This is a genomic window from Micromonospora sp. CPM1 (genome assembly GCF_023896895.1).
Lineage (GTDB): Bacteria > Actinomycetota > Actinomycetes > Mycobacteriales > Micromonosporaceae > Micromonospora > Micromonospora tulbaghiae.
On sequence record NZ_JAMHIU010000011.1, the window covers coordinates 149,630 to 168,725 of the forward strand.

A 19,096-nucleotide genomic window follows, 5' to 3' on the forward strand; every position below is an offset into this window, starting at 1 on the left:
GGCCTCAACGGCTGATGTTCCGGCCGCCCTTGAGGCCCAGGATCGTCCGGGCCTCGTCGGGCGTCGCGATGGTGCGGCCCAGGTCCTCCACCACCGAACGGACCTTGCGCACCTGCTGCGCGTTGCTGGTGGCGAGCTCGCTCTTGCCGATGTAGAGGTTGTCCTCCAGGCCCACCCGGACGTGCCCGCCCAGCCAGGCGCTGTGGGTGCAGAACTGCATCTGGTGGCGGCCGGCGGCGAACGCGGAGAAGTGGTACTCGTCGCCGAACAGCTTGTCCGCGATGGCGATCATGTGGGTGAGGTTGGCGTGGTCCGAGCCGATGCCGCCGAGGATGCCGAAGACACCCTGGATGAACAGCGGCGGCCGGGCGAGGCCGCGGTCCACGAAGTGGGCGAGCGTGTAGAGGTGCCCGATGTCGTAGCACTCGTACTCGAACCGGGTTCCGCCCTTCTCCCCGATCTCGCGCAGCGTGTACTCGATCTGGGCGAAGGTGTTGATGAAGGGCTGCCGGTAGGTGTTCTCGACGTACGGCTTCTCCCAGTCGTGCTTCCACCGGCCGACCCGCTCCGCGATGCCGGAGTAGACGAAGTTCATCGACCCCATGTTGAGCGAGGCGAGTTCGGGGCTGAACCGGGCCGCGGCGGCGAGCCGTTCCTCGATCGTCATCGACGAGGCGCCGCCGGTGGTGATGTTGATGACGGCGTCGCACTGGCCGACGATCGGCGGAATGATCTCCTCGAAGACCGCCGGTTCGAACGCGGGCCGCCCGTCCGCGTGCCGGGCGTGCAGGTGGATGACCGCGGCGCCCGCCTGAGCCGCCTCCAGGGACGACTGCACCACCTGTTCGGGGGACAGCGGCAGGTGGTCGCTCTGCGAGGGCACGTGCACGGACCCGGTTACCGCGGCGCTGATGATGACCCTGTCCGCCCTGATCACGACGGGCTGTCCTCCAGACCCAGCAGGTAGGCCGGATTGCCGGCGATCATGCGGCGGACGTCCTTCTCGGACACCCCGTGGTCCAGCAGGCGCTGCACGATGTAGACGTAGCCGTCGACCGGCAGCGGGTTGCCCTGCTGGCCCAGGTCCGAGCCGATGGTGGTGCGCTCGGGCCCGACGCGCTGGATCCAGCCGACGAGCTGCTCGATCGGCCAACCCGGCTTGGGGACGTCGGGGTGGTACATCGCGATCTCGTGCTCGACGTACGCGCCCATGCGCAGCAGCTCCTCGATGTCGCCGTCGGAGGCGCCCACGATGAAGTCGGGATGCTGGACGAGCAGCCGGCGGACGCCCTTCGCCACCGCGACCGTGAACAGCGCGCGCATGGAGTCGGCGTCGAGGTGGCCGCCGGTCAGCAGCGCGTCCGCGTCCGCGACGACCTCGACGACCTGCTCGGTCGCCCCGGAGACCGACCCGGTCCCGTCCAGGACCGACACCTCGCTCTCCAGCAGGTCCAGCCCGGAGGTCGGGAAGCCGTGCGCGTGGCTGTGGTGCTCGATGTGCTGGCGCGCGGACACGGTGGGCGCCCAGACGCACCGGCCGCCCATCCGCAGGCTCATCGCCACGGCCGACGGGTTGATGCCGCCGACCTCGGAGTTCAGCGCGACGCCCCCGTAGACCGGAGTCGGCGCGTCCTTCAGCCAGGGGCCCATGGCGAGCAGGTCCATGACGGTGTTGTGGTGGTGCGACTTCACCAGCAGCGCCCGCAGGCCGATGCGTGCGGCGTCGTACGACGCCTCGACGTGGTTGATCCGCCGCGGGAAGGGACTCGGGCCGGAGTGGCAGTGCAGGTCCACCGCGCCGTTCAGCACCTTCAGCAGCGCTGGTGAGACCGGCTGGTCACCCTTCGAGACGCCCATCGACTCCTCCTGTTCATCAAATGAACTTGACGTTCAGGATACGGACGACGATGGTTCGTGTCCATGGGCCGTCACGCAGCGCTCCGCCTGCGCAGGGCCGTCGAAAGGACCATTGTGTTGCGTGCGGGTTACCGGTTATCGTCCGCATACCGAAAGCGGGAGCTCGCAAAACGAACGCCCGGTCTCGGGTCAGCCCTCCGTCGAACCGGATCCGCCCAGCGCTCGCGCCTCGTCGGCGTGCCCGTCGCGGCGTCGAGCGGAAGAACTGTCGTTCGCATCGTGGCCTGGGTTGCCCGCATGTGAACTTTCGTCTGCCCCTACCGTGCCCCCGGGACGAAGCGTCCGGCAAGGAGGTGAGGATGAGCGTCGATCCCGATCACCAGCGCACGAGTGCCGGAGCGGTGCCGGCGGATGCGGACCGGACGATGATCCAGTCCATCGACCGGGCCGCGAACGTCCTCGCGCTGCTCGACCAGCACACCCGGAGTCTCGCCCCGGGCCTGGTGGCCGAACGCCTCGGCCTGAACCGGACGACCGCGCACCGGTACCTCCAGTCCCTGCAACGGGCCGGCTTCCTGAGCGCGTCGTACGGGCCCGGTCCGCTGCTCGACCAGCTCGTCGCCCTCGTCTCGGTCCGCCAGCAGATCCTCACGCTCGCGCCGGCGATCATGCGACAGCTCTCGGACACGACGGGTCTCACGACGGTGCTGAGCTTCCTCGGGCGTTCCGGCGCGGTGGTGACGCTCGTCGAGGAGCCGCAGCACGGTTCCATCGTGCTGACCGCCCGGGTCGGGACGGTGCTGGAGCTCAGGGCCGCCCAGACCCGCGTACTGCTCGCCTTCCAGGCCGATCCGGCCACTGTGACCCGCGCGCACGCGGGCCTCGGCCCGGCGGAGGCGGCCGTGGAACGTCAGGCGCTGGCCCGGGTGCGGCGGCACCGCATCGCGTGGGCGGACCTGGACCGCGCTGGCCTGGCCTCGGTGGCGGTACCGGTCTTCGCCACCTACGACGTGCAGGCGGCGATGGGTCTGCTTGGCACGACGGAGATGCTCAACCCCGCGGACCGGCCCCCGGCGCGTGTCGCCGCACTCGAACAGGCAGCCGAGGCGCTGGGCTCGATGATCGCGACAAGCCATGCATGACAGGCGAGCCCGGGACGACGGGCGGAAGGCGGAAACCGACATGCCAGGTCTGCAACGGCGGCTCCGGCCGCGTCCGCAGTGGTTGCTCCTCGTACCGGCGCTCACCCTGCTCGCCTGGATCCTGCTCGTGCCGCTCGGGAACAGCCTCCTGCGCAGCGTCGGCAACGGCGACTGGACGCTGCGGCACTACGAGTCCCTGTTCACCGACGGGGTGACCATGAGGGTGCTCGTCCGCACCGCGATGACGGCGGCGGCCGTCACCGTCATCGCCTTCCTGCTGGGCTATCCGTACGCCTACCTGATGACCCGCGTCGGGCCGCGCATGCGAGGTGTCCTGCTGGTCGTCGTGCTGATCCCGTTCTGGACCTCGGTCATGGCCCGCAACTACGCCTGGATCGTCATCCTGCAACGCAACGGCCCGGTGCACTCGTTCTTCGAGATGTTCGGCCTGGACGTCGTGCTGTACGGCACGGTGGCCGGCGTGACGGTCGCCATGAGCCAGGTGCTGCTCCCGTTCATGGTGCTGCCGTTGTTCAGCGCGCTGTCCGGCATCGACCGGCGCCTCCTGCTGGCCGCGCGCGGTCTCGGCTCCCACCCGCTCGTCGCGTTCTGGAAGATCTACTGGCCGTTGTCCCGCGCCGGGGTGGTCGCCGGTCTGATCCTCGTGTTCACCCTGAGCCTCGGCTTCTACGTCACGCCGGCGCTGCTCGGCTCGCCCCAGCAGTCCCTCGTCGCCCAGTTGCTCGGGCAGCGCACCACCCTGCTGCTCGACTTCCCGGGGGCCGGCGCGCTCGGCATGCTCGTGCTCGTCGTCACCCTCGTGCTCGTCGCCTGGGCGAACCGCCTCGGCGGGACCATCTCGGCGATCGGCGTCGTCGCCGCCGCCCGGACGAAGGACCAGCCATGACCACGACGCCCACCGGCACCCCGCAGCGGACCACCCGGCGGCCGGCCACCACGCCACGCCGGCCGCGCCGGGTCACCGGCGTGGACCCGATCCCCTGGTGGCTGAAGCTCGTCGGGGCCCTGGTGGCCCTGTACTTCATCCTGCCGACCCTGTTCGTCGTCCCGATGAGCTTCAGCACCGCGTCGACGTTCCAGTTCCCGCCCACCGGCTTCTCGCTGAAGTTGTACGAGAACTTCTTCACCGACCCGACCTGGCTGGCGTCGCTGCGCAACTCGGTGCTCGTCGGCGTGCTCGCCGCGTCGCTGGCCACCGTCGTCGGCACGGCGGCCGCGATCGGCCTGCACAGCCTGACCGGGCGGCTCGCGCGGATCGCGCGGACCCTGCTCATGGTCTCGATCGTCACGCCGTCCATCGTCATCGCGGTCGCGGTGTACATCTCGTTCCTGAAGTGGCACCTCGTCGGGACGCTGAGCGGCTACGTGCTCGCCCACGCGGCGATCGGTGTGCCGTTCGTGCTGGTGTCGGTGACGAGCGCGCTGAGCGGGTTCGACCCGAAGCTGCTGCGCGCGTCGGCCTCGCTGGGCGCGACGCCGCTGCGGACCTTCCTGTTCGTGACCATGCCGCTGATCAGCCGGGGGATCGTCACGGGCGCGATCTTCGCGTTCGTGACCTCGTTCGACGAGGTGGTGATCGCGCTGTTCCTCCGTGCTCCGACGTTCCAGACGCTGCCGGTGCAGATGTACAACAGCGTCACCGTCGAGATCGACCCCACCATCTCCGCCTCGTCCAGCCTGGTCGTCGTCGCGGTCACCGTCATCTGCCTCGTGCTGTTCGCGGGCAATCGAAAGAGCCGATAGGAGCGCCATGTCCGCATCCACGTTTCGCACGGCCGGGCCCAAGCCGGCGTCGTCCACGCAGGCCGGAACGCAGATCCGGCTCAGCAACGTGACGAAGGACTTCGGACTGACCCATCCGGCCGTCGACGACGTCTCGCTGACCATCGAACCGGGCGAGTTCATGACGTTGCTCGGGCCCAGCGGCTCGGGGAAGACCACGACGCTCAACCTCATCGCGGGCTTCGAGTCGCTCACCACCGGCGCCATCTCGTTCAACGGGGTGGACGTGAGCCGGTTGCCTCCGCACAAGCGCAACCTCGGCATGCTCTTCCAGAACTACGCGCTGTTCCCGCACATGACGGTGGCGCAGAACGTCGCCTACCCGCTGCGGGAGCGCCGCCTGCCCAAACCGGAGATCGCACGCCGGGTCGCCGACGTGCTCGAACTCGTCCAGCTGACCGGGCGTGACGGCCACTACCCGGCCCAGCTGTCCGGCGGGCAGCAGCAGCGGGTCGCGCTCGCCCGGGCCATCGTCTTCGACCCGAACGCCCTGCTGCTGGACGAGCCGCTCGGCGCGCTGGACCGCAACCTGCGCGCGACGCTGCAACTGGAGATCCGTCGCATCCACCGGGAGGTCGGCTCGACGTTCGTCTTCGTCACCCACGACCAGGAGGAGGCGATGAACCTGTCCGACCGGATCGCGCTCTTCAACGACGGACGGATCGAGCAACTCGGCCGCCCCGAGGCGCTCTACCGGTCTCCCGAGACGCTCTTCGCCGCGCGGTTCCTCGGCGACTCCACCGTGTTCACCCTGTCGCGGGCCGCCGGCACGACGGCGGTGTGGGAGGGCGAGGTGTGGTCGGTCGACCCCGGCACGGTGTCGGGCCTGGTGACCGAGGGGCGTGCCGCCGCACTGGTGGTACGGCCGGAGGACGTCCGGATCGCGGCCGACCGGGACGCGGTGCCGCCGGGTACGAACGCGGCGGCCGCGATCGTCCGCGAGATCGAGTACATGGGCGCGTACCGCACCGCCATGCTGTCGCTCGGCGGCGCCTCGGACGTGGTCGGTCGCGCACGGCTCGACGCGCTGGAGAGCGACGTGCGGATCGGCCAGCCGGTGGTCGCGTGGTGGCGGGTGGAGCGGCAGCGCATCGTCGCCGTCTAGCCGTTCACCATGCGCACATTCCGCTTCATGCTTTGGTAACGAACTCGACTCACGCTCTTGTTGGGGACGTTGCGACCTCGATACTGTTCACCATACGAAGTAGCAATACACATTCCGAACAGCCAGCCCACGCAAGCGGGCCAGAGTCGAAGGAAGTGACACGGTGTTGAAGACATCCCGCGTCCTCGCGGTCCTCGTGGCGACCGCTGTCGTCTCGATGACGGCCGCCTGTGGCGGAGACGAGCCGGCCGCCGCGGTGGACCCCGAAGGGGACGTCAAGCTGACGTTCGTGGCGTACGGCGGCGTCGGCCAGGACGCCATGATCAAGCACTATCAGGAGCCCTACACCAAGGCGCACCCGAACGTGACCTTCACCAACACGTCGCCGCCCGACGTGGCCCAGGTGAAGGCCCAGGTCGAGAGCGGCGCGGTGCTCTGGGACGTGGTGGCCACCGCGCCGGCCGCCGCCACCCAGAACTGCGGCACGCTCTTCGAGCCGCTCGACTTCTCCGGCGTCGACACTAAGGACCTGGCGGAGGGGACGATCGGCAAGTGCTACATCGGTAACTTCATCAACGCCTCGCCCTTCGCGTACCGCACCGAGGCGTTCCCGGACCCGAGCAAGGCGCCCACGAGCATCAAGGACTTCTTCGACGTGGAGAAGTTCCCGGGCCAGCGCGGGATCCTGACCAACCTGCAGAACGGCATCCTCGAATACCCGCTGCTGGCCGACGGTGTGGAGCCGGACGCGCTCTACCCGCTCGACGTCGACCGGGCGCTGAAGAAGCTCAACACGATCCGCAAGGTGACCACGTTCGCCCCGAACGTCGGCGCGCTCCAGCAGGCGGTCGGCTCCAAGCAGGTGGACATGTTCCTGCTGGCCGACGCGCGGCTCGTGCCGCTGATGGACGAGGGCGCGGACATCACCGTGGTCTGGGACGTCACCGTCGCGTCGATCAACTGCTTCGCCGTACCGAAGGGGTCGCCGAAGAAGGTGGCCGCGGAACGGTTCCTGGCCACCGTGGTGAGCCCGGAGGCGGTGGCCGGCATCTCCGAGGCGCTCGGCACCGCGCCGGTGAACCTCGCCGCCAAGCCGAACCTCTCGGCGAACGCGAAGAAGGTCGAGGTCTACGGCGACGCCAACACCGGCAAGACGGTCCTGCAGGACGTCCAGTGGTACGCCGACAACTTCAACGAGGTCACCGCGAAGCTCACCAACTGGCTCGCGGGCTGAGCCCGACCCCGAGGTAGCGATTCGTCCGTCATGTGAACTACGCTTCGGGGGTGGCGAACTTTGATCCGAATGAGGCCTCGAACTCGGACATCCGGGCGGTTGCGCGTGTGGGCCAGATCTGCGCGCTCTTCGGGCCCCGGGTCGTCGAACTCACGGCTGCGGACGTCGCCGAACGGACGGGTCTGAACCGGACCACCGCATATCGCTACTGCGCGTCGATGACTGCCGCCGGCATTCTCGAACGGGGGACGCGCCGGGGGACGTTCGCGCTCGGCGGGCTGATGCTGGAACTGGGAATCCGTGCGCTGGGGCGCCAGCGCATCGTCGAGATCGCCGGCCCCCACCTGCGGAAGCTGAGCACCGACGCGCGCATGACGGCGGTGCTCAGCGTCCGCGGCGCGCAGGGCCCGGTCGTCACGCTCGTCGAGGAGGACACCAGCCGCCAGGTGGTGGTCACCGTCCACCCCGGTACGAAGCTCGACGCGAGCGCGGCACAGACACACGTGTTCCTCGCGTACTCGGACGCGGCGGCCATGGACGTGCTGGCCGCGGGCATGTCCCCGGCGGCGCGGGCCCGCCTGGACTCCGAGGTCTACGCGGCCCGCCGGCAGGGATACAGCGTGGCCCGGCACAGCGGCGGTCTGTTCGCGGTGGCCGCGCCGGTCTTCGACGAGAAGGGCCTGTGCGCCACCGTCGCCATCCTGGGCGCGGGCGACATCGCCGAACTCTCCAACGCCATCGAGCTGCTGGTGGCGACCGCCACGGCCCTGACCGCCGAGCTGGGCGCCCCCGCGGACCGCGCACCGCACGTCGACGAGTAACAGCGTCCTCCGTCCAACCCACAGGCCCGGTCCGGAACCACGGACCGGGCCTGCGCCGCTGCCGTCCGCCACTCCAGGCGCGGAATGTTCGTAGAGCGGAATGGTTCTTGCGGTGGCCGAACATGCTCGCGTACCTTCACCGCATCGCACCCCGGCCGGGCCTGGCGATGGCAGAGCTCTCCCTCCACCCATCCGCGCGGGATTCCGCACGGCAGCAACGGACAGGGATGTGACGATGAAACCTCTGACGAGACGGCTGACGGCGGCCGCGACCGGGCTTCTGCTGGTGGCCGGCGTGACCGTCGCGGTGCGGGCGCCGCACGCGGCGGCGAGCGGAAACGCCCCGGTGAGCATCGACTCGCTCGCCCGGGACGTCGAACGGGTCGAGTCGCTGCGCGAGGTCAAGGACGTGCAGCGGTCCTACGCCCACCTGGCCCAGTTCGGGCGCTGGGCGGACATGGCGAAGCTGTTCAGCGCGAACGGCACGCTGCAGTGGGGAAGTCAGGTGGTGAGCGGCCACCACGCCATCAAGGGATGGCTCGCGGCGGAGGCCGGGGACATGAACGGCGCCCGGCCGGGCGCGCTGCACACCACGGTGATCGACCAGCCGCTGGTCAACCTCTCGCCGGACGGCCGCACCGCGAAGGGCCGCTGGTCCGGTATCCGCTTCCTCGGTGACGGGGCCGGTGCGGCGCGCATCGACGGCGGCATCTACCAGAACGAGTACGTGCTGGAGAACGGCGAGTGGAAGATCTCGCTGCTGCGCTACTACCCGCTCTACGAGGGGGACTACGCCACCGGCTTCCGGACGATCAACCGCCAGCCGGTGCCGGTCGTGCCGTACCACTTCACGCCGGACGTCGCCGGCGTGCCGATCCCGGCGGCGACCGGGCCGGCGCCCAAGACCCGGTTCAACGCGAAGGAGCTGGCCGACCGCATCGCCGCGCTCAACGACGAGGACTCGGTGCGCAACCTCCAGCACGCGTACGGCTACTACGTCGACCGCCGGATGTGGAGCGACGTCGTCGACCTGTTCACCGACGGCGCGAAGGTCACCGTCGACGGCGTGGGCGTGTTCCGCAACGCCGCCGGTGTCCGCCAGGCGATGGAGCGGATGGGACCGGAGGGTCTGACGCAGGGGGTGCTCAACGACCGGCCGCTGTTCGACACGATCGTCGACGTTGAGGACAACGGCAAGAAGGCGACCACCCGGGGCATCGAGGTCGGCATGCTCAACGACGCCGGTGGCGCCTCGTGGCAGTTCTCCGTCTTCACGAACCGCTTCGTCAAGCAGGGCGGCCTGTGGAAGCTCAAGGAGATCCACCTGACGCCGCTGGTCACGGCGCCCTACGGCACCGGCTGGGGCGACGGCGGGACCGGTCCGGCCGCCTCCGGTAAGCCGCCGAACTTCCTCGACGTGGCCGGGCGTACCCCGGCGCCGAAGCCCGGCAAGGCGGCCGGCGCGCCGAAGGGCCCGAAGGCGGACCTGGCCGACCTCCAGCGGAGGCTGAACCGGTCGGTCGCGTTCGACGGGGCGGAGAACGTCTCGGCGGCGTACAGCTACTACATCGACGACAGCAGGTGGCCGGAGATGGCGGCCGTGCACGCGGTGAACGGCCACAAGCTGTCGCCGTTCGCCGGCTGGAACGTGACGCGCGAGCGGATCCTCGGCTCGGTGGTCTCGACGTACGGCAACACCCCACCGCCGACGCAGAAGTCCTTCCTGGTGCTGCACTGGCGGCCGCAGCCGGTCATCGACGTCTCGCACGACGGCCGGTCGGCGTCGGTCCGGGCCCGGCTCATGCACGTCAACGCTTCGACCGTCAACGCGGGGTACATCAACGGCGCGATGTACAACGACCAGTTCGTGCTGGAGGACGGCATCTGGCGGATCTGGAGCCTGGACATCGACGAGTTCTACTGGCAGTCGCCGAACTGGGCCCAGGGCTGGGGCGGCGTGGCCCCGCGTGACCCGAGCCTGCCCGACCCGCCGCCGAGCAACCTGGTGAACACCTACCCGCCGGACGTCCTGCACAGCGCGCTGGGCGAGCGGTCCCGCGGCTTCCGTGGCGGCAGTCCCGGATACATCCAGTGGCCGGACATCGTGCCGATGTGGTTCCACTACCGCAACCCGGTCAGCGGCCGGGTGCCACCGCACTTCTGGTACGACTGCGCGCCCTGCGAGGTGCGGCCGGACTGGAGCATGACGCGGCACGGCTACCAGCTGCCGCCGACCGGACCGCAGATCGACGGGCTGGAGGTGGGTTGATCCGTCCCTGACGGCGGCCGGCCGCCGCGACCGTCCCGAGGCGCCTCTTCCCGCATCCCGCGGGGAGGGGCGCCTCCGCGCGCCTGCCGCACTCCGGCGTCCCCCAGTCGGTGGCGAGATGGTGCGGGTTGGGCAAAGTTCATCTGACGTAACAGCCCTTGCGCCCTGCGAACATGTCCCGTACGTTTCCGGCAACTGCCTCCGGTCGTGATCCCACGACCGCCCGCCGATCCACGGGGATTCCACATACGACAGCAACGGACAGGGATGTGAAGATGAGACGTCTGACAAGACGGCTGACCGCGACAGCCTCCGCACTGCTGCTGGTCGCCGCCGGAATGGTCGCCCTCCAGGCGCCCCCGGCCTCGGCCACCACCCCGACCGTCACCCTCGACACCCTCGCCCGGGACCTGGTCCGCGTCGAGTCGCTGCGCGAGGTCAAGGACGTGCAGCGCACGTACGCGCATCTGGCGCAGTACGGCCGGTGGTCGGACATGGCGGCGCTGTTCAGCACCGACGCGACCTTCCGCTGGGGCGACGAGACGGTGACCGGCCGCACCGCGATCAGGGACTGGCTCGAGGCCGACGCCGGCGCGATGAACGGCGTCAACCCGGGATCCCTGCACACCGTGATCGTCGACCAGCCGCTGGTGAACCTCTCCGTCGACGGCCTGTCCGCCAAGGCGCGCTGGAACGGCTTCCGCTTCCTGGGCGACGGCGCGGGCGCGGCCCGGATCGAGGGCGGCATCTACGAGAACGAGTACGTCTTCGAGAACGGCCGCTGGCGGATCTCCCTGCTTCACTACTACCCGCAGTACGAGGGCGACTACGCCACCGGATGGCGCAACAAGGACCTCGCGCTGCTGCCGATCGTCCCGTACCACTTCACCCCGGACGAGGCGGGCGTGCCGATCCCGGAGCCGGTCGGCCCGGCCCCGCGGGCCGGCACGACCGTCAACAAGGTGGCGGCCCGCATCGACAAGCTCAACAGTGAGGACGCGGTCCGCAACCTCCAGCACGCCTACGGCTACTACGTCGACCGGCGCATGTGGTCCGACGTGGTCGACCTGTTCGCCAACGGCGCCACGGTGTCCATCGACAACGTGGGCACGTTCCGGGGCGCCGCCGGTGTCCGCCAGGCGATGGAGCGCATGGGCCCGGAGAACCTCAGCCAGGGCATCCTCAACGAGCGGATCCAGTTCGACACGATCGTCGACGTGCACACCAGCGGCACGCAGGCGACCGCCCGGGGCATCGAGTTCGCCATGGTCGGGGACGCCAACACCCGCGAGGCGTCGTGGGAGATCTCCGTCTTCCACAACCACTTCGTCAAGCAGGGCGGGCTGTGGAAGCTCAAGGACATGAACATCACGCCGCTGGTGATCGCCCCGTACTCCACCGGCTGGGGTGACGGCGGCATCGCACCGGCGCCGACCCGGGTGCCGGCCTTCCTCGACGTGGAGGCGCGCAGCCAGAAGAACGCCGGTGGCGCGGCGTCGTCGAACCGGAACCTGGCCGACCTCGACCGCCGGCTGGCTCGTTCGCTGGCGTTCGACGGCGCGGAGAACGTCTCGATGGCCTACACCGCCTACCTGGACGACCTCCGGATCTACGAGATGGCGCAGATCCACGCGGAGTTCGGCCACAAGCTGTCGCCGTTCGCCGGCTACTTCCAGGGCCCGGACCGGATCCGGCAGGCCGGGGTGACGGTCTACGGAACCAACCCGTCGACGACGCGCGCCAGCATCTCGTACCACTGGCGGCCGCAACCGGTGATCCTCGTGTCGGAGGACGGGCGGTCGGCGACGATGCGCGCCCGGCTGCTCCAGCCGCGTACGTCGAGAACCAACGCCGGCGCGTTCAACGGCGCGATGTACAACGACGAGTTCGTGCTCGAGAACGGCGTGTGGCGCATCTGGAGCCTGACCATCGACGAGTTCTACTGGCAGTCGACGAACTGGGCCGGCGGCTGGGCCGCGGCGAACCCGCGCAACCCGGAGCTGCCGGACCCGGCACCCAGCACGCTGGTGACCAGGTACCCGCCGGACGTGCTGCTCAGCAGCATGGGTGAGCGCTCGCGCGGGTTCCAGGGCGGTTCTCCCGGATACATCGCGTGGCCCGGGATCGTGCCGATGTGGTTCCACTACAAGAACCCGGTCAGTGGCCGTGAGCCGCAGTTCTACTGGCCGCAGTGCGCGCCGTGCGAGGTGCGGCCGGACTGGCGGATGACCGAGCACGGCTGGCAGCAGCCGCCGCTCGGCCCGCAGGTCGACGGGGTGGACGTGGGCTGAGGCCCGGATCCGGGCCGCAACCCGGTGGAGCGCCTCTTCCGATCGGCTCGGGAGAGGCGCTCCACCGTGCCCGGCCCGGCGATCTCCGACTGTGGACACCCCGAAGCCTGATCCGTAATATGAACTTCGGTTGCGCTATCCGAACATCGCCGTCGCCGACGGCCGTTGAGAAGAGGGATAGAGAAGCCCATGCCTGACCCGCAGAACCACACCCTCCCGTTGTCCGGAAAAGTCGTCCTGGTGGTCGGCGCCAGCGCGGGCATCGGCGCCGACGCCGCCCGGTTGCTCGCCGCCGACGGCGCCTCGCTGATGCTCGTCGCCCGCTCCGAGGGGCCGCTGGAGAAGGTCGCCCTCGAACTCGCCTCGGCCGGGCACGACGTCGCCCACACCACCGGCGACGTGTCGGACAGCCGCGACGTCGCCGCCTTCGTGGACCGGACGGTCGAGCGGTTCGGCCGGCTCGACGGCGCCTTCAACAACGCGGCCATGACGCAGGCCGGCCGCCTGGACCAGGTACCGGAGGAGGACTTCGACCGGATCATGGCGGTGAACGTGAAGGGCACGTGGCTGTGCGTCCGCGAGCAGGTGCGGGTGATGCTCGGCAACGGCGGCGGCTCGATCGTCAACATGAGCAGCATCGGCGGGCTGCGGGGCAGCTCCGGCATGGGTGCGTACCAGGCGACCAAGCACGCCGTCATCGGCCTGACCCGCACCGCCGCGCACGACTTCGGCCCGCTCGGCATCCGGGTGAACGTGATCGCGCCCGGCCCCACCGAGACGCCCATGCTGGCCCGGACCCGGCTGGCGATCCCCGGCGGCGTCGAGGCCCGGATCGCGGCGACGCCGCTGCGGAAGGCGGGGACCGGGGCGGAGGTCGGCGCCACGGCGTCGTTCCTGCTCAGTGACCGTGCGAGCCACATCAGCGGCGCCGTGCTCCCGGTGGACGGTGGGTTCAGTGCTTGACGACACCGCGGCAGCCGCGGTGGGCACGCTCCGGCTCCCCCCGCGGATCCACTTCGGGTACGGCGCCCGCCGGCAGTTGCCGGAGGTCGTCCGGCTCCACGGCCGGCGCGTCCTCGCCGTCGTCGACCCCTTCCTGGTCGGTACCCCGATCCTGCGGGAGACGGTGGACGCCCTGACGGCGGCCGGGCTCGGCGTGCTGGTGCACTCGGACATCACGCCGGAACTGCCCGTCGACACCCTCGACGCCGCCGTCGCGACCGCCCGCGACTACCGGGCGGACGTCGTCCTCGCCATCGGCGGCGGCAGCGCGCTCGACGCCGCCAAGTTGATCGCGCTGCTGTCGGCGTACGGCGGGCCACTGCACCGCTACTACGGCGAGAACCTCGTACCCGGGCCGATCGTGCCGCTGGTGGCGGTGCCCACGACCGCCGGCACCGGGTCCGAGGTGACACCGGTCGCGGTCGTGTCCGACCCGGCACGCGAGCTGAAGGTGGGCATCTCCAGCCCTTTCCTGGTGCCGTCCGTCGCGGTGGTGGACCCCGAGTTCACGCTCGGGACACCCGCGACGGTGACCGCCTGGTCCGGCATCGACGCGCTCGTGCACGCGGTCGAGTCGTACACGGCCAAGCCCTTCGGCCCGGACTGGCCGGCTCCGCTGCCGGTGTTCACCGGGCGCAACGTGCTGAGCGAATCCGCCGCGCTGGAGGCGGCGACGCGCCTGGGGCAGTGGCTGCCGGTCGCGGTCCACCGGCCCGGCGACCGGCGGGCCCGGCACGAGGTCGCGCTGGGCTCGCTGCTCGGCGGCATCGCGTTCGGCTCGACCGGCACCCACCTGTGCCACGCCCTGCAGTATCCGATCGGCGCGCTCACGAAGACCCCGCACGGGCTCGGCACCGGCCTGATGCTCCCGTACGTCATCGACACGCTGATGGCGCAGCCGGACGCCGCCGCGCGGCTCGCGGCGCTCGGCGCGGCGCTCGAAGCGATACCCCCGGCGGAGACGTCCGCGGCGCGGACCCTCGCCCGGGTGGTCGAGATCAACCGGGAGATCGGCGTGCCGGAGACGCTCGCCGACATCGGGCTGACGCCCGACCAGCTGCCGCAGATCGCCGAACTGGGGCTCAGGTCCACCCGGCTCGTCGCGGCCGCTCCGGTCGAGCCGTCCCACGAACTGCTGCTCGGCATCCTCGAACGCGCCTACCACGGCGCCCTGGAGAATCGGAGTGTCAGGTGAACCTGCTCGCGGACCTCTTCATCGACGGACAGTGGCGCCCCGGCTCCGACGGCCGCCGCTTCGACGTGGTCGACCCCGCCGACCTCTCCACCGTCGCGGCGTTCGCCGTCGCGTCCGAACAGGACTGCATGGCGGCCGTCGACGCGGCCGCGGCGGCCCAGCCGGCCTGGGCCGCCGCCGCGCCACGGGATCGCGGTGAGATCCTCCGCCGGGCGTACGAGATCCTGACCGACGAGATCGACGTCTTCGCGGAGATCATGGTTCGCGAGAACGGCAAGTCGTGGGCCGACGCCGTGGGAGAGGCCAATTACGCCAAGGAGTTCTTCCGCTGGTTCGCCGAGGAGGCCGTACGGGTGCCGGGCGACTACCGCCTCTCGCCGGCGGGGGACAAGCGGATCGTGGTGGACCGGCAGCCCATCGGCGTCTCCCTGCTCGTCACGCCGTGGAACTTCCCGGCCGCCATGGCGACGCGCAAGCTCGGCCCGGCGCTGGCGGCGGGGTGCGCGACGGTTCTCAAGCCCGCCCGCGAGACACCGCTGACCGCCGCGTACGTCGTGGAGGTCCTGCGCCGGGCCGGGGTGCCGCGCGGCGTGGTCAACCTCGTCACGCCGGTGCCGACCGGCCCGCTCGTGAAGCGGATGATCGACCGCCCCGAGGTCCGGAAGCTCTCCTTCACCGGGTCCACCGAGGTCGGCCGCGAGCTGCTGCACGCGTGTGCCGACAGCGTGGTGAGCACGTCGATGGAGCTCGGCGGCAACGCTCCGCTCATCGTGCTGCCCGGCGCGGACCTGGACGTCGCGGTGGCGGGCGCGCTGCTGGCCAAGATGCGCAACGGCGGCTCCGCCTGCACCGCCGCCAACCGCTTCTACGTCCACGACGCGGTGCACGACGAGTTCGTCGCCCGGATGGACGCGGCCCTCGCCGCCGTGTCGGTCGGGCCGGGCCTCGACCGGACGAACGACCTCGGGGCGCTGGTCTCGGTGGCCGAGCGGGACAAGGTGGCCCACCTGGTCGAGACGGCGGTCGCGCAGGGCGCCACAGTGGTCCGCGGTGGACGGCCCGTGGCCGGCGGCGCGTTCTACGAGGCGACGCTGCTGACCGACGTCGCGCACGGTTCCACAATCACCACGACCGAGATCTTCGGCCCGGTCACCGCCGTCGTCCGCTTCGACGACGTCGACGACGCGGTCCGGATGGCGAACGACACCGTGTACGGCTTGATGGCGTACGTCTTCGGCGAGGAGCGGGAGGCGATGGGCGTGGCCCGGCGGCTCGAAGCCGGGATGGTGGCCGTGAACCGGGGCGTCGTGAGCGACCCGGCCGCCCCGTTCGGCGGCGTGAAGCAGAGCGGGCTCGGCCGGGAGGGCGGCTCCGAGGGCATCCTGGAGTTCCTGGAGGAGAAGTACATCGCACTGACCGCCTGACCGCCGCGCTCGCGGCCTACCGCTTGACGAGGTTGCGCAGCGCCGAGAGCAGCGAGCGGTGGCTGACCTCGGCGTAGATCTTCTTGTCCCGGCCGTACAGGACCACGTACGGGCACTGCTGGTCGTCCCCGCCCATGGTCTTGTCCAGCAGCCGGCGACCGGTCGCCACCTCGTACACCCGCAGGCGGTAGGTGGCCTTCAGCAGCGTCAGCGTGTCCGGCTCCGGGTCGTCGTAGCGGCACTTGCGGATCGTCGCGCCGGTGCTCGTGCGATCCAGGCAGGCGACCATCTGCACGACCTTCGGGTCCTCCGACGCCCAGGTCCGCTCCACCCGCTTCGACAGGCCCTCGTCGTAGTAGTAGACCTGGTCGTGGCGGCGGCTGCCCGTGCCGAGGTCGGTGCCGACGAGCAGTGCCACCGGGTGCGGCGCCGCTCCGGTGCGCTTCGGCGACTGCGGGAAGTAGAGAACCCCGTCGCACACGTCGTTCAGATCGGAGATCTGCGCCGCCGGGAAGTCGCTCGGCTGCGGCCCGCGCGCCGACGGCTCCGCGCTCGCCGTCGCACCCGGCGTGGGCGTAGCGCCGGACGACCGCCAGGGCGCCGCCGGCGGCGCGGCCGGCTCCCGCTCGGCCGCCTCGCGGGGCGAGGAACCCAGCAGGAACGCGCCGCCGATCAGGCCCGAGCACGCCACCAGCAGCAGCACGCTCAGCAACGCGACGGCGACGACCAGAGCGCGGCCGCGGCCGGACGACGGCGGGCCGGGTGGCGTGGCCGGACCGTACGGCGGACCAGCGGTGGGCGGCCCGTAACCCGCAACGGGCGACCCGTGACCCGGCCCGGTGGCGGGCGGTGGTGGCGGCCCGGGAACGCCGGGCGGCTCGCCGGCCGGCCGCATCCAGGCGGTCTCTCCCCGCTGTTCCGCGTCCCCCGCCGGTCCCTGCTCGGATCCGGCCCCCGTGTCGGACATGCGCATTCCCCCGTCGAACCCGTGCGGAGCGCGCAACCTATCAGCCTCGCCGGGCCGGAGGAGGCCCACTAGATGGTTGCGCTACCTAGATGGCGGCGCTACCGTCATCGCCGGATGTCGTCCGATCGGGACAGTGCGGAGCGGAATGAACCAGGAACGGCGGGCGCAGTGGCTGCGCGGGGTGCTCGACCTCTGCGTGCTCGCGCTGCTGAGCGGCGGCGAGTCCTACGGCTACGAGCTGTCCCAGGCGCTGCGGGCCCACGGGCTGGGCATCGTGCAGGGCGGCACCCTCTACCCGGTGCTGCTGCGGTTGCAGCGCTCCGGCCTGCTCACCGCGCACTGGCGGGAGGGCGGGACCGGGCCCGCGAGGAAGTACTACCGGATCAGCCCGGCCGGCAGCGCGGCGTTGCGGGCCGCCGCGATCGACTGGAGCGCCTTCGCGTCGAGCGTGGGCAAGATACTGCGCGAGGAGCCGAAGCGGTGAACCACGAACCCTGGCTCGCCGCCCTGACCGGCGAGCTGCGCCGGCACGGGGTGGGGCCCGACCTGACCGGTCACGTCGTCGCCGAGGCGGCCACCCACCTGCTCGACAGCGGGGAATCGCCGCTGCGGGTCTTCGGCGCGCCGGAGACGTACGCCCGGGCGGTGGTCGACAGCCTCGGCGGCCCCGACGTGCGGCCGCCGCGCCGCCAGCCCGGACCGGTGCGGCTCGCCGCCCGGGGCGTCACCAAGCGCTACCGGGGACGCACCGTCCTGGACCGGGTCGACCTCACCGTCCGGGCCGGCCAGATCGCCGCGGTGGTCGGCGCCAACGGCGCCGGCAAGAGCACGTTCCTGCGGATCTGCGCCGGCCTGCTGAGCCCGGAGGCGGGCACCGTCGAGGTGCACGGCACGCTCGGATACTGCCCGCAGGACGGCGGCACCGCCGAGTTCCTCAGCCCGGACGAGCACTTCGTGCTGATCGGCGCCGGCCGAGGGCTGGGCCGGACGGCGGCGCGGCGGGCCGGGCGCGCGGAGGCGGCCGGGCTGGAGTGGACACCGCCGCGGCGCACCCAGGCCCGGCACCTCTCCGGCGGCACGCGGCAGAAGCTCAACCTGGTGCTGGCCCGGCTCGGCGAGCCGGACGTGCTGCTGCTCGACGAGCCCTACCAGGGGTTCGACCGGGGCACCTACCTCGACTTCTGGCACGAGGTGTGGCGGTGGCGCGACGCCGGCAAGGCCGTCGTGGTCGTCACCCACCTGCTCAACCAGCTCGACCGGGTCGACGCCGTGCTTGATCTTTCCGGGGAGCGGAACGCATGAGCCGGACCCTCGTGGTGGCCGAGGCCGCCCTGCGCGAGCTGCTGCGCCGCCGTACCGTGCTGGTCATCCTGCTGCTGATGCCGCTGGCCTTCTACCTGAGCCGCCGCGGCGACTTTCTCGGGCAGTCGATCCGCTTCGTCTGTCTCGGCCTGGCCTGGGCGCTCAGCACCGCCGCGCTGTTCGCGGGCAGCGCGGCGCGGGGCATGGAACCCCGCCTGCGGCTCTCCGGCTACGGCAGCCGGCACCTGGTGCTCGGCCGGCTGCTCGCGCTCTGGACCGTCGGCGTGCTGCTCTCCACCCCGTACTTCCTGCTCGTCCTGGTCGACCAGCGCGACGTGCGGTACGGCGCGATCGCGCTGATCATGGCGTTGACCGTGTTCGTGTCGGTGCCGTTCGGCCTGCTGCTGAGCGCCGTGCTGCCGCGCGAGCTGGAGGGCACGCTGGTGCTGCTGACAGTGGTCGGTCTCCAGATGGTGATGGACCCGGCGGGCAGCGCCACCCGGGCGCTGCCGTTCTGGTTCAGCCGCGAGCTCGCCACGTACGCCGTGGACCACACCGACGGCGGCTATCTCACCCGGGGCCTGACCCACGGGCTGGTCTTCGCTGTCGCGCTCACGGTGCTGGTCGTGGTGGCCGCCGCGGTGCGACTGCGACAGCGCCGGCATCTGCGCCTGGCCACCTGAC

The 19,096-nt window shown here is 71.1% G+C and carries 17 protein-coding genes; 14 read left to right on the forward strand and 3 right to left on the reverse strand.

What is annotated here, in order from left to right:
- Positions 1-4 precede the first annotated feature (4 nt).
- On the reverse strand, positions 5-937 hold the full coding sequence (locus tag M8C11_RS15890) for a 3-keto-5-aminohexanoate cleavage protein (protein WP_308212749.1): 933 nt from the start codon (positions 935-937) through the stop codon (positions 5-7).
- A complete protein-coding gene (locus tag M8C11_RS15895) occupies positions 934-1,857 on the reverse strand; it encodes a DUF6282 family protein (protein ID WP_252450117.1) in 924 nt (307 codons plus the stop codon). Before M8C11_RS15895 ends, M8C11_RS15890 begins: the two co-directional genes overlap by 4 nt.
- Positions 1,858-2,216: 359 nt before the next feature.
- Here M8C11_RS15895 and M8C11_RS15900 point away from each other — a divergent pair, with 359 nt between their 5' ends.
- The 11 genes from M8C11_RS15900 to M8C11_RS15950 all read left to right on the forward strand — a co-directional run bounded on the left by M8C11_RS15900 (position 2,217) and on the right by M8C11_RS15950 (position 16,143).
- On the forward strand, positions 2,217-2,999 hold the full coding sequence (locus M8C11_RS15900) for an IclR family transcriptional regulator (protein WP_252450118.1): 783 nt from the start codon (positions 2,217-2,219) through the stop codon (positions 2,997-2,999).
- A 40-nt stretch (positions 3,000-3,039) separates the two neighbouring features.
- The gene (locus M8C11_RS15905) at positions 3,040-3,906 is read left to right on the forward strand and encodes an ABC transporter permease (protein ID WP_252450119.1); all 867 of its coding nucleotides are present in this window, start codon (positions 3,040-3,042) and stop codon (positions 3,904-3,906) included.
- Positions 3,903-4,763 carry an ABC transporter permease gene (locus M8C11_RS15910; RefSeq protein WP_252450120.1) on the forward strand — a complete coding sequence of 287 codons (861 nt, stop codon included), beginning with the start codon at positions 3,903-3,905 and terminating at the stop codon, positions 4,761-4,763. Before M8C11_RS15905 ends, M8C11_RS15910 begins: the two co-directional genes overlap by 4 nt.
- 7 nt (positions 4,764-4,770) lie before the next feature.
- Positions 4,771-5,907, forward strand: coding sequence for an ABC transporter ATP-binding protein (locus tag M8C11_RS15915; protein ID WP_252450121.1), 1,137 nt, complete (start codon positions 4,771-4,773; stop codon positions 5,905-5,907).
- 163 nt (positions 5,908-6,070) lie between these two features.
- Positions 6,071-7,141 (forward strand): extracellular solute-binding protein, encoded by a 1,071-nt coding sequence (locus M8C11_RS15920; protein WP_252450122.1) that lies wholly within the window; start codon positions 6,071-6,073, stop codon positions 7,139-7,141.
- Positions 7,142-7,248: 107 nt separating this feature from the next.
- Complete coding sequence (locus M8C11_RS15925; RefSeq protein ID WP_308212750.1) at positions 7,249-7,962, forward strand: helix-turn-helix domain-containing protein; 714 nt, start codon at positions 7,249-7,251, stop codon at positions 7,960-7,962.
- Positions 7,963-8,197: 235 nt separating this feature from the next.
- Positions 8,198-10,231 (forward strand): nuclear transport factor 2 family protein, encoded by a 2,034-nt coding sequence (locus M8C11_RS15930; protein ID WP_252450124.1) that lies wholly within the window; start codon positions 8,198-8,200, stop codon positions 10,229-10,231.
- 275 nt (positions 10,232-10,506) lie between these two features.
- A complete protein-coding gene (locus M8C11_RS15935; protein ID WP_252450125.1) occupies positions 10,507-12,522 on the forward strand; it encodes a nuclear transport factor 2 family protein in 2,016 nt (671 codons plus the stop codon).
- A 189-nt stretch (positions 12,523-12,711) separates the two neighbouring features.
- A complete protein-coding gene (locus M8C11_RS15940; RefSeq protein ID WP_252450126.1) occupies positions 12,712-13,485 on the forward strand; it encodes an SDR family NAD(P)-dependent oxidoreductase in 774 nt (257 codons plus the stop codon).
- Complete coding sequence (locus tag M8C11_RS15945; protein ID WP_252450127.1) at positions 13,478-14,719, forward strand: iron-containing alcohol dehydrogenase; 1,242 nt, start codon at positions 13,478-13,480, stop codon at positions 14,717-14,719. The genes M8C11_RS15940 and M8C11_RS15945 overlap by 8 nt, the downstream gene beginning before the upstream one ends.
- On the forward strand, positions 14,716-16,143 hold the full coding sequence (locus M8C11_RS15950; protein ID WP_252450128.1) for an aldehyde dehydrogenase family protein: 1,428 nt from the start codon (positions 14,716-14,718) through the stop codon (positions 16,141-16,143). The genes M8C11_RS15945 and M8C11_RS15950 overlap by 4 nt, the downstream gene beginning before the upstream one ends.
- Before the next feature lie 16 nt (positions 16,144-16,159).
- Here the strand turns inward: M8C11_RS15950 and M8C11_RS15955 are convergent, their stop codons facing one another.
- Entirely contained in the window at positions 16,160-17,110 is a 951-nt protein-coding gene (locus M8C11_RS15955) for a hypothetical protein (RefSeq protein WP_252450129.1), read from the reverse strand.
- Between the two features lie 133 nt (positions 17,111-17,243).
- Between M8C11_RS15955 and M8C11_RS15960 the strand changes: the two genes are divergently transcribed.
- The 3 genes from M8C11_RS15960 to M8C11_RS15970 are packed head-to-tail and all read left to right on the forward strand — an operon-like array spanning position 17,244 to position 19,095.
- Positions 17,244-17,594 (forward strand): PadR family transcriptional regulator, encoded by a 351-nt coding sequence (locus M8C11_RS15960; protein WP_252450130.1) that lies wholly within the window; start codon positions 17,244-17,246, stop codon positions 17,592-17,594.
- Positions 17,591-18,412, forward strand: a complete 822-nt coding sequence (locus M8C11_RS15965) for an ATP-binding cassette domain-containing protein (RefSeq protein WP_252450131.1) — start codon at positions 17,591-17,593, stop codon at positions 18,410-18,412. The genes M8C11_RS15960 and M8C11_RS15965 overlap by 4 nt, the downstream gene beginning before the upstream one ends.
- Positions 18,409-19,095 carry a hypothetical protein gene (locus M8C11_RS15970; protein ID WP_120570805.1) on the forward strand — a complete coding sequence of 229 codons (687 nt, stop codon included), beginning with the start codon at positions 18,409-18,411 and terminating at the stop codon, positions 19,093-19,095. Before M8C11_RS15965 ends, M8C11_RS15970 begins: the two co-directional genes overlap by 4 nt.
- The last annotated feature ends 1 nt before the right edge of the window (position 19,096 follow it).